The sequence below is a fragment of the Pseudomonas sp. CGJS7 genome (assembly GCF_036961695.1).
Window position 1 is genome coordinate 1 of the sequence record NZ_JBAMDI010000223.1, and the last position, 9571, is coordinate 9571.

The 9571-nt window shown below is 67.2% G+C and carries 12 protein-coding genes; 5 read left to right on the forward strand and 7 right to left on the reverse strand.

Annotated elements, in window-relative coordinates; genetic code table 11:
* Positions 1 to 341: 341 nt before the first annotated feature.
* Together V7787_RS51135 and V7787_RS51140 are read right to left on the reverse strand one after the other, a co-directional pair.
* Entirely contained in the window at positions 342 to 1124 is a 783-nt protein-coding gene (locus V7787_RS51135) for a peptidoglycan-binding domain-containing protein (protein ID WP_336095183.1), read from the reverse strand.
* Positions 1125 to 1396: 272 nt separating this feature from the next.
* Positions 1397 to 2161 (reverse strand): 2OG-Fe(II) oxygenase, encoded by a 765-nt coding sequence (locus tag V7787_RS51140; protein WP_336095184.1) that lies wholly within the window; start codon positions 2159 to 2161, stop codon positions 1397 to 1399.
* Positions 2162 to 2179: 18 nt separating this feature from the next.
* Between V7787_RS51140 and V7787_RS51145 the strand changes: the two genes are divergently transcribed.
* Both V7787_RS51145 and V7787_RS51150 read left to right on the forward strand, forming a co-directional pair.
* Positions 2180 to 2383, forward strand: coding sequence for a hypothetical protein (locus V7787_RS51145; protein ID WP_336095185.1), 204 nt, complete (start codon positions 2180 to 2182; stop codon positions 2381 to 2383).
* Positions 2384 to 2517: 134 nt separating this feature from the next.
* Entirely contained in the window at positions 2518 to 3120 is a 603-nt protein-coding gene (locus tag V7787_RS51150; protein WP_336095186.1) for a porin, read from the forward strand.
* 469 nt (positions 3121 to 3589) lie between these two features.
* Here the strand turns inward: V7787_RS51150 and V7787_RS51155 are convergent, their stop codons facing one another.
* The 5 genes from V7787_RS51155 to V7787_RS51175 all read right to left on the reverse strand — a co-directional run bounded on the left by V7787_RS51155 (position 3590) and on the right by V7787_RS51175 (position 7213).
* Positions 3590 to 4630 (reverse strand): NAD(P)H-dependent glycerol-3-phosphate dehydrogenase, encoded by a 1041-nt coding sequence (locus V7787_RS51155; protein WP_336095187.1) that lies wholly within the window; start codon positions 4628 to 4630, stop codon positions 3590 to 3592.
* 25 nt (positions 4631 to 4655) lie between these two features.
* Positions 4656 to 5165, reverse strand: a complete 510-nt coding sequence (gene secB, locus V7787_RS51160; RefSeq protein ID WP_336095188.1) for a protein-export chaperone SecB — start codon at positions 5163 to 5165, stop codon at positions 4656 to 4658.
* Positions 5166 to 5451: 286 nt separating this feature from the next.
* The gene (locus V7787_RS51165) at positions 5452 to 5889 is read right to left on the reverse strand and encodes a rhodanese-like domain-containing protein (RefSeq protein ID WP_336095189.1); all 438 of its coding nucleotides are present in this window, start codon (positions 5887 to 5889) and stop codon (positions 5452 to 5454) included.
* 393 nt (positions 5890 to 6282) lie between these two features.
* On the reverse strand, positions 6283 to 6705 hold the full coding sequence (locus tag V7787_RS51170; RefSeq protein ID WP_336095190.1) for a hypothetical protein: 423 nt from the start codon (positions 6703 to 6705) through the stop codon (positions 6283 to 6285).
* Positions 6706 to 6754: 49 nt separating this feature from the next.
* Complete coding sequence (locus tag V7787_RS51175; RefSeq protein WP_336095191.1) at positions 6755 to 7213, reverse strand: YiiD C-terminal domain-containing protein; 459 nt, start codon at positions 7211 to 7213, stop codon at positions 6755 to 6757.
* Positions 7214 to 7345: 132 nt separating this feature from the next.
* Between V7787_RS51175 and V7787_RS51180 the strand changes: the two genes are divergently transcribed.
* The 3 genes from V7787_RS51180 to V7787_RS51190 all read left to right on the forward strand — a co-directional run.
* Positions 7346 to 8119 (forward strand): uroporphyrinogen-III synthase, encoded by a 774-nt coding sequence (locus tag V7787_RS51180; RefSeq protein WP_336095192.1) that lies wholly within the window; start codon positions 7346 to 7348, stop codon positions 8117 to 8119.
* Positions 8120 to 8258: 139 nt separating this feature from the next.
* A complete protein-coding gene (locus V7787_RS51185; protein WP_336095193.1) occupies positions 8259 to 9236 on the forward strand; it encodes a hypothetical protein in 978 nt (325 codons plus the stop codon).
* A gap of 58 nt (positions 9237 to 9294) precedes the next feature.
* On the forward strand, positions 9295 to 9571 hold a 277-nt coding region (locus tag V7787_RS51190; protein WP_336095194.1), incomplete at its 3' end, for a heme biosynthesis HemY N-terminal domain-containing protein.

Sequence of the window (9571 nt, forward strand, 5' to 3'; positions counted from 1 at the left end):
CCGCGGCGCCCCTGACTGCGCGTATCCACCGTGATCCTTACCCCGAGCGAAATGTGAAATGAAACGATATATCATTTCATTTACTCGGCAATGTAAGTCGCAGTGAAGACCGCGTCAATACGCCGTCGGGCGCTTCCGTCTGGACGATTGGGAATGAGCTTCTGCCCAGGCGTTATCGGCGCGCACGGCGAAGTCGCGCCGCCGCGCGAGCGGCGACGCCGATTCGGCACATTCGGTTCGACTACGCCAGGCCGCTGGCTGTCCGCCGCACACGGCTCAACCGACTCGCCGCAAGCCAGGCATCGAGAACCTTTGGGGCGACTGGGGTCGGGCGAACGCGGCTACCCCAGCCGGATGAAATCGTTGGCCCCGCTGCGCCGGGTGCGCCGGGCGACTTCGAAGCCGTTGGCCGAGCCCTTGTGGTCGGTGTTGCCTTCGATGCTGAGGAAGCTCTCGCCATCGCCGTCGAAGGCGAAACCGGTGTGGATCCAGTCGCTGGCGGTCTTGCGCACCAGGAAGATCCCGCACGCGCCGAGCGCGGCGAAGCCCGGATCGCCGCCGGTCACCGACTTGCCCGGCACGAATCGCCCGGCCGCCTTGGCCTGCCGCGCCAGTTCGTCGCAACCGAAGCTGCCGGCGATCGGCGCGCTGCGCCCGGCCTTCTCCGCCGCCTGTTGCAACACGAAGCTGACGAAACCGGCGCACCACAGCATCGCGTCGCCGTCGCTGCCCTTCATGTACGCGCGCACCCACGGCCCGCGATTGGCGCCGCCCAACTCGACCGGATGCGCGGCCAGGTGCTGCTCGGCGAACCAACGCACCAAGGCCGGATACGGTTTGTTCGGCGCGCTGGCGTGCAAGCCGACGATCCGCGCCAGCGGATCGACCAGCGCCGCCCACACCGCCGGATTCAACGCGCCGGCGTACGCGAGTTGCTTGCGTTGGGCGAAGGCTTCCAGCGCGCGATTGCTGGCCGGACCGAACTTGCCGTCGATCGGCGTGCCGTTGCCGTGATAGCCCAGCCACTCCTGAATCCGTTTGACCGCCGCGCCGCTGGCGCCCTGGGCGATCGCGCCGGGAAAGTCCAATTCGCGGCGGATATAGGCCTGATCCTGCAAAGCCATGTGCGTGCTCCCTGTAAGCGTTGCGTCCATGAGCCACGGCGCTGCCGTCGCGGCGCGCGATGGCGCACCGCACGGTCGGATCGTCGCGGTGTCGGCGGCGCGCCCGCATTGCAGCGAGTCGGGCCGCGACTTCATAGCCAACGCCGGCACGCCGGCGGGACGGTCAAAAGCGATTGCTGCGAAAGTGAATCAACTCGCGATTCAAGCGCGAACGCGACGGCGCTGTCCGTATCGCCGCCGCTTCGACGTTGTCGGCCATTCGCAATTCGCGATCAGTTCGCGTCGTGGAAGATCACCCCCAAGGTATGCCGCTGCCCGCCATGCAAGGCGCTGACGCCGTGGCGCATGCTCACCCGGTAGTAGCCGCGCACGCCGCGCACCGGCCGTTGGTTGACCGCGAACGCCACCGCATCGCCTTGCGCCAACGGCACCACATCGACCCGCGACTGCATGCGCGGGCGCTGTTCGGTCAGCACGAACTCGCCGCCTTCGAAATCGCGCCCGGGTTGCGACAACAAGATCGCTACCTGCAACGGGAACACATGTTCGCCGTACAAATCCTGATGCAGGCAGTTGTAGTCGCCGGCTGCGTAGCGCAGCAGCAGCGGCGTCGGCCGCGATTGGCCGGCGCGGTGGCAGCGGGAAAGGAATCCGTCCAGATCGGCGGGATAGTCGATATCCACGCCCATCGCCCGGTTCCAATCCGCGGCGATCGGCGCCAGCCACGGATACAGACGCTCACGCAGCCCTTGCACCAGCCGCGGCAACGGATAGCGAAAGTAACGGTACTCGCCGCGCCCGAAGCCGTGCCGGGCCATCACCACCCGACTGCGGTACAAGCCCTCTTCGTCGTAGCCCGCGGCGACGGACCGGCATTGCGCCGGCGTCAGCAAACCCGGCAACAGCGCGCGGCCGGATCGGTCCAGTTGCGCAGCGATCTCGTTCCAGTCGTAGGTTTCGATACGCTCTTGAGTCGATCCGAACGGATCGCTCGGATAATCGTGCGCATGCGTCGGCGCCGTTGCGTTTGCGTTCATACAATCGCTCGCGATGAAGTGACCGCCATCATCGCCACGCGCGCCAGTGACAACTATCCGCTGCTTGCGCTGCACTGTGAGGTTCGACGCGATATTGCCGATCGTGCCGGCTCGCATGTTCAGCAGCGAGCAAGCCTGCGCTGGGCGAGCTGCGAAAAACCCCTTGTTTTCCGTTACTTCTGGGCTAGAAAAATGTCCAAGTACCGTAAACAGAACGTTTAGTTCCTGTAAAAAACCCCGATAAATTCAGCTTCGATTGAAGCGCAGTCACGATACTGCGCACACCGAATCCACATGGACGCCTTAACCCCGAGGCGCGTGGACCCGGAAATAAAATCAATAAGAGGCTAGACCTTATGAAGCGTGCATTGCTTGCCCTGACCCTCGCCGCTGCGCTGCCGTTGTCCGCTTCGGCCGCAGAAGGCATTTCGTACAACTATGTCGAAGCTGGTTACTCCAAGCTCGACGCCAAGAACAGCTATGCCGATGCGGACGGCTGGGCGATCGGCGGTTCCTACGCGTTCCTGCCGAACTTCCACGTCTTCGGCGACTACACCAAGCAGGAAACCGATTCGATCCGCTTCAACAGCTTCACCGTCCCCAGCACCGATCTGGACACCTGGCGCGTCGGCGTGGGTTACAACCACGAGCTGAGCAAGCGCGTGGATCTGGTCACCCGCATCGCCTATGAGCAGCACAAGTTCGACAACCGCATGTTCGGCGACGACAAGCTCAAGGGCGGCAGCGTGGAAGCCGGCGTGCGCGGTTCGCTGGCTCCGAACTGGGAAGGCTATGCCTTCGCCGGTTACCAGGACTACGACAAGCACTACGACGGCAAGTTCTACGGCCGCATCGGCACCCAGGTGAAGTTCAACCAGAGCTGGGGCATCACCGCCGACGCCAAGTTCATCGATGGCGGCGAAAAAGAGTTCTTCATCGGACCGCGCTTCAGCTTCTAAAGAAAGCGCTACCGATCGAACCTAGCAACAATCGCGATTCTTTCTCTCTCTCCCCTCGAAACGTCGCGATCGGGCCCGGCTGAAAAGTCGGGCCCTTTTTTTGCGTTTGGTTTTGGAGCCGTCAGCGAGATCGGTCGGCCTGAGTCGGCAAGAGCAGAATCAAAATGGATTCCGGCTTTCGCCGGAATGACGGTGGTGGGGTTGCGCGGTGGGTTGGCGGCTTTCAGCGGACACGGCCGCTCGCGCCTTGCCTGCGCAAGACACGTGCTGTCGGGATAGGAAGGTCGTCGGCAAGAGCAGAATCAAAAGGGATTCCGGCTTTCGCCGGAATGACGATGGTGGGGTTGCGCGGTGGGTTGGCGGCTTTCAGCGGACACGGCTGCTCGCGCGTCTTGCCTGCGCAAGGCGCGTGCTGTCGGGATGGGAAGGTGTCGCGCGGCCGAACGGCCGGCGCGATCTCAGCCGAGGCTCAACCGAACAAGTCGCTCGGGTATTCGGGCTTCTGTTCGCGCGAGAGCAGCTTGCGCAAGCCGTCGGACGGGGTGATCTGTCCGTGCAGCACCGCGCGCACCGCGCTGGAGATCGGCAATTCGATGCCGTGGCGTTCGGCCTGGCGCATGACTTCGTCGGCGGTCTGCACCGACTCGACCACCTGGCCGATTTCGCGCACCGCGTCTTCGATCGATTGGCCGCGGCCCAGGGCCAGGCCCAGGCGGCGGTTGCGCGACAGATCGCCGGTGCAGGTCAGCACCAGATCGCCGAGACCGGCCAGACCCATCAGGGTTTCCGGCTGGCCGCCGATGGCCTGATTGAGCCGCAGCATTTCGTTGAGGCCGCGGGTGATCAAACCGGCGCGCGCGTTCAAGCCCAGTTGCATGCCGTCGGCGACGCCGGTGGCGACCGCGAGCACGTTCTTCATCGCGCCGCCGAGCTCGGCGCCGAGCATGTCGTCGCCGGTGTAGGCGCGAAACGCCGGGCCGTGCAGCGCGTCGGCGACCGCCTGAGCGAACTCGGCGTCGTCGGAATGCACGGTCAACGCGGTCGGCAGGCCTTGCGCGACTTCCTTGGCGAACGACGGGCCGGTGACCACGGCCAGCGGCACGTCGGCGCCGAGCACTTCTTCGGCGACCTCGTGCAGGAAACGCCCGCTGCCCGGTTCGAAGCCCTTGGTCGCCCAGGCCACGCCCGCGTGCGCGGGGCGGTACGGCGCCAGCGAGCGCAGGGTTTCGGCGAAGGCGTGCGAGGGCACCACCACCAGCACCAGATCGGCGTCTTGCATCGCCGCGGCCAGGTCGGTGGTCGCGCGCAAGGATTCGGGCAAGGCGATGCCCGGCAGATAACGCGGGTTTTCGTGCCGGGTATCGATGGCCGCGGCGCCGTCGGCGTCGCGGCCCCACAGCACGGTCGGATGACCGTGCCGGGCGATCAGCGCCGCCAGAGCGGTGCCCCAGGAACCGGCGCCCAACACCGCGATGCGCGGCTTGGGCGGGTTGGCGTTGTGCGAACTCATGCGCGCCGGGCCCGAGGCGTCAGGCTCAAGCGTTGCCGACGGTTTCCGCGTCGGCCAGGCTCTCGCCCTGACCGCGCTGACGCAGGCCTTCGGCGTACAGCGCGTCGAAGTTGATCGGCTGCAGGAAGAACGGCGGGAAGCCGCCGGCCTGGATCAGGTCGCTGATCAGCTGACGGGCATAGGGATAGAGCACGTTCGGGCAGTGGGTGCCGAGCATCGCGTCCAGGGTCTGGCCGTCGAAGCCGATCAGGCCGAACACGCCGGCCTGCTTCACTTCGGCCAGGTACATCGGCTTGTCGTTGGCGGTGCAGGTCAGGGTCACGCCGAGCACGACTTCGAAGGCGTTCTCGCCGACGCGCTGGACGTTCTGGGCCAGGTTCAGCTGCAACTGCGGCTGGGCGGCTTCGGCGAACACCGCCGGCGCGTTGGGCACCTCGAAGGAGACGTCCTTGACGTAGATCTTCTCGACGGTGAATGCGGGGCCGGTTGCGGCTTCGGCCGGCGCTTCGGCGCCGTTGACGTTTTCTTCGGACATCGGGTGACTCCCCCAGCGGAATGAATTTCGGAAAAGAGGCCGATTATGCCCGCTCGCGCGGACCGGGACCAAACGGCCGGCCGGAAGCGAGTGCGGCATGGATCGACGATGGAGCAGCTTGGATTGAGGCGGCCGCCGGGCCAATCAAGTGCCGGGCGGAACCACCGCACAAAATCGCGGACCGCCGTCGCGACGGCGGCGTTGGATCGGTTTTGTGCTCACCGGCCCGCGCCATCCGCGCTGCAGCCTAGGCGCGGCCGATGGCGAAGGCGCGACAGCGCCGGGCTCAGTTGCGGCCCTTGACCAGCGGCAGATCGGCCTGCTGCCAGGCCTGGACGCCGCCTTCGAGCCAATAGACCTGCTCGAACCCGGCCTTCTTCAGGCGCTTGGCCGCGTCGGCCGAGGCCTGGCCGTTGCGGCACACCGCCACCACCGGCAATTGCTTGGCGTTGGCCAGCAGCTTGCTTTCCGGGTCGAACTGGCTCGGCTGGACCGAGCGGCTGCCGGCGATGTGGCCCTTTTCGAACTCGCCGCTGGCCGACAGGTCGATCACCAGGGCGTTGTCGCGGTTGATCAGCGCGGTCAGCTCGGCCGGGCGCAGGGCCTTGTAGCCGCGGAACAGGCGGGCGATTTCGGTGTAGATCAATGCCAGGGTCAGGCCGACGAAGCCCAGCGACAGGTACAGGTGGCGGCCGGCGAACGCCAGCAGTTCATCAAAGCTCACGGATCGGGACTCACGCACGGGGCGAATCGGGGCGAGGCCGGCACGGCCCACGCGGGGCCGCGATTGTCGCCCAGGGCGCGCCGCGGCGCAAAACGCGAGCCTTGCTCCCTCTCCCGCTTGCGGGGTGAGGGGCCGCGCTTGCGAGCCATTGGCTCGCGCGGCACCGAACGCCCGAACGCTAGGCGTTCGGGCCGGGGTGGGTTGGGGTGAGGGCCCGACGGCCCGCGTGCCCTCATTCGCCCTGGCGGGCACCTTCTCCCGCAAGCGGGAGAAGGGAAAGCTGGCTCCCTCTCCCGCTTGTGGAGAGGCTTGGGGTGAAGGCCCGGCGGTCCGTGCGCCCTCATCCGCCCTGGCGGGCACCTTCTCCCGCGAGCGGGAGAAGGGAAAGCTCGGTTACTGACCTTCCCAGAAATCCGGCAGGCCGCTGATCAGCCACCAGGTCTTGGCTTCCGGATCCCACTCCCAGGCCTCGATGTAGCGCACGCTGCGCTCGGCCAGGGTGTGGCGGTTGATCACGTTGATGTTGACCACCCGCGCCGCGGTGCCCCTTTTCTTGTCCATTTCGCTGCCGGCGTCGTTGTAGCCGGAGACCTGGATCTGCTTGTAGCGCTCCAGCTGGATCGGCGTGGGCGCCAGTTTCTTGCGCAGTTCGGGCTTGATCAGGTTGGCCGCGCCTTCGAAATCGCCCCAGCGGATCGCCGCGGAATAGGCGTACTGCTGCTCGGTGATCTTGTTGTTCTGGGTGCCGGTGGTCTGGCAGCCGGCCAGGGCGAACGCGAACAGGCAGGACAGCAGCACGAACTTCAGCAGGCGCATCGCGGACTCCGACTCAGGGGAACGTTCGGCGTGCATCCTACCCGCCGCGTCAGGGCTTAGCGATGGCCACGTAGCGGGCCGTGAACTCGGTCGCGACTCCGCCCTCGGGCAGCAAGGCGCGCGCGATCAGCGAGGTACGGGCGCGGCCACGATCGCGCAAGGTATTCAGAAAGCTGCGCCAATCCGCCTCCGGGGCGAGCTGGGCGTGCACGTCCAGATCGGCGAACAGCGGGGCCAGATAACGGGTCTGGCTGTCGGCGACGTAGACGTCGGCGCGCAGGCCGGCGTTCTCGATGCCCAGCGACATCACCCCCCACGAGGCCAGGGTCATCATCGAGGCCAGACTGCCGCCGAAGGCGCAGCCCTTGTCGTTGATGTGGTGCGCCAGCGGCGCGTGCAGTTGCAGGCGCTGGCCGTCGTAGGCGGCGATGCTGACTTGCATCGCGGCGACCGGCGGCATGGATTGATAGTGCTGATGAAGGCGTTGCAGGGCGGCGTCTGTGCTCATCGATCGAAGACTGCGGTAGCGAGGGGGAATGGGAGCGGGCGGCGCCGCGACGATCCGCGACTGCCGCCGATGCGCGGGCTGTGCGAAGCTGATCGCATGAGCCGCGAGCCGCTGCGACCGCCGCGATGGTACGTGATCTCGTTGCGACCTAGCGACGAGCACGACGACTTGTGCGACATCGTTTCGCAATACGCCGGCGCATTGATTGCGTTGTCGCCGTGGTCGATCCGTACCCAGAACACCGCCGCCTCGCGCGCCGCCTTGGCCGCTGCATTGAACGCGGCGCATGTGCTGGTCACCAGCCCGAACGCAGTGCGCGCGTTGCGCGATCTGCATGCGCACGATCGGCGCGGCGCGCACACCTTGCCGACAGTGCCCGCAGCGGGACAACGCTGGTATGCGGTCGGCGCCGCCACCGCGGCGGCGTTGCGCGAGTTCGGCATCGCCGATGCGCTCTGGCCCGAACGCATGGACAGCGAAGGTTTGCTCGCGTTGTCGCAACTGCAATCGTTGCAGGACACGATGGTCGGTTTGCTGACCGCACCGGGCGGGCGCGGTGTGCTGGAGCCGGCGTTGCGCGCGCGCGGCGCGCAGGTGTTGCGCGCGGATATTTATCTGCGCGAACCGGCGACGCTTGCGCGTCATCAAATCGAACGTTTGATCGCGCTCGATGCGCCCGCGGTGCTGGCGCTGTCCAGCGGCGAAGCCTTGCAACGGGTGTTGGCGCAATTGCCGGCGCAGGCGATCGAGCGCTTGCGCGGCGCGCGGGTGAGCGCGGCCAGCCAGCGCCTGGCCGAGCTGGCGCGCGCATCGGGTTTCGCCGATGTCGCGGTCGCCGCCGGCCCGAGCGCGGCGCAATTGCTGGCCGGTTACGGCGAACGCTTCGGCGCGCCGGGCCGGGACTGAGCCGGCGACGGCGGATCGGCGGTCGCGGGCCGCCCCCGGCCGGCGCGATCGCCAACCGCGTCAAGGCAGTCTTGATGCCCGCATCCGGTAGCATGACCGGGCCATGAGCGAGCCTTTCGAATCCCTGCCACCGAACTCCATGTCCACTCCCCCGACCGCCACCCCCGCCCCGCGCCGCGGCTCCAACGCCTGGCTGTGGCTGCTGATCCTGGTGCTGATCGCCGCCGCCGGCGGCTGGTTCGGCTGGCGCCAGTGGCAGCAGCGCCAAACCCTGGAGCGCGAAGCCGCCGCCGACGCCGATCAACGCCTGGAGGCGCTGGATCAGCGGCTGAGCACCCTGCGCACCACCCAGGAAGCGCAGAACCGCCGGATCGTCCAGGCCGACAGCACCAACCGCGTGCTGCGCGACGAATTGCACGGCATCGGCCAGCGCGCGGCGCTGATCGAGGACAGCGTGTCCAAACTCGCCGATCCCGACCGCCACGGCGCCCAGGCCATGCGCCTGGACGAAACCGAATTGCTGCTGACCCTGGGCCAGCAACGCCTGCTGATCGCCGGCGACCTGGAAGGCGCGCGCCGCGCCTACGCGCTGGCCGGCGGCGCGCTCGACGGCGTCGACGACCCGGCCTATCTGAGCCTGCGCCAGACCCTGCTGCAGGAAACCGCCGCGCTCAAGGAACTGGGGATCGAACCGCGGATGCAGGCGATGGCCAAACTCGACGCGCTGGCGCAAACGCTGAGCCTGCCGGAAGAAACCGCCAAGCGCGCCGCGCCGGCGCCGACGCCGTGGTGGCAGCGCGCGTTCGGCAACTTGATCGAAACCCAGCCGGTGGATCGCACCGTCGCCTCGCACCCCAGCGACCGCGCCGCCGCGCTGGCCGGATTGCAGCTGGAAATCTCGCTCGCTCGCGCCGCAGCCGAACGCCGCGACGTCCAGGGTTACCGGATCGCGCTCAAGCGCGCCGAGCGCTGGGTGCAGCGCTTGTCGGCGCCGTCGGCCGCGCAGGACCGGCAACTGGCCGCGCTGCGCGAAATGGCGGCGCTGCCGCTTTCACTCACGGTTCCGACCCTCGGCACCACACTGCAGCAGTTGCGTCAGCTGCGCACCGCCCATTGATCGCTGGATCGATCGGGCCATGTCTATGCGCGTTGACCGGGCCTAAGGAGGCGCCGCGATGAATCTGTTCCGCAATCTGTTGTTCTGGATCGTGCTGGCGCTGGTCGGCGCCTTGGTCGCGCAACTGTTGGTGCAGGATCCGGGCAAGGTGGTGGTGACCTACGGCGGGGTCAATTATCTGACCAACGTGCCCAAGGCGCTGCTGATGCTGATCGGCGCGCTGCTGGCGCTGTGGCTGGTGTGGAAGGTGTTGAGCCTGCCGTTCGTGGCGATGCGCCGGCATCGCAAGAAGCAAGCGCGGGCGCGTTTGATCGACGGCCTGGACGCGTTGCATC

What these genes read in the sequence shown, in the direction of transcription:
- V7787_RS51175 (WP_336095191.1), bottom strand. Translation starts at nt 7,213, where the DNA reads ATGAGCACAGACGCCGCCCTGCAACGCCTTCATCAGCACTATCAATCC.
- V7787_RS51155 (WP_336095187.1), bottom strand. Translation starts at nt 4,630, where the DNA reads ATGAGTTCGCACAACGCCAACCCGCCCAAGCCGCGCATCGCGGTGTTG.
- V7787_RS51170 (WP_336095190.1), bottom strand. Translation starts at nt 6,705, where the DNA reads ATGCGCCTGCTGAAGTTCGTGCTGCTGTCCTGCCTGTTCGCGTTCGCC.
- V7787_RS51150 (WP_336095186.1), top strand. Translation starts at nt 2,518, where the DNA reads ATGAAGCGTGCATTGCTTGCCCTGACCCTCGCCGCTGCGCTGCCGTTG.
- secB (WP_336095188.1), bottom strand. Translation starts at nt 5,165, where the DNA reads ATGTCCGAAGAAAACGTCAACGGCGCCGAAGCGCCGGCCGAAGCCGCA.
- V7787_RS51135 (WP_336095183.1), bottom strand. Translation starts at nt 1,124, where the DNA reads ATGGCTTTGCAGGATCAGGCCTATATCCGCCGCGAATTGGACTTTCCC.
- V7787_RS51140 (WP_336095184.1), bottom strand. Translation starts at nt 2,161, where the DNA reads ATGAACGCAAACGCAACGGCGCCGACGCATGCGCACGATTATCCGAGC.
- V7787_RS51185 (WP_336095193.1), top strand. Translation starts at nt 8,259, where the DNA reads ATGTCCACTCCCCCGACCGCCACCCCCGCCCCGCGCCGCGGCTCCAAC.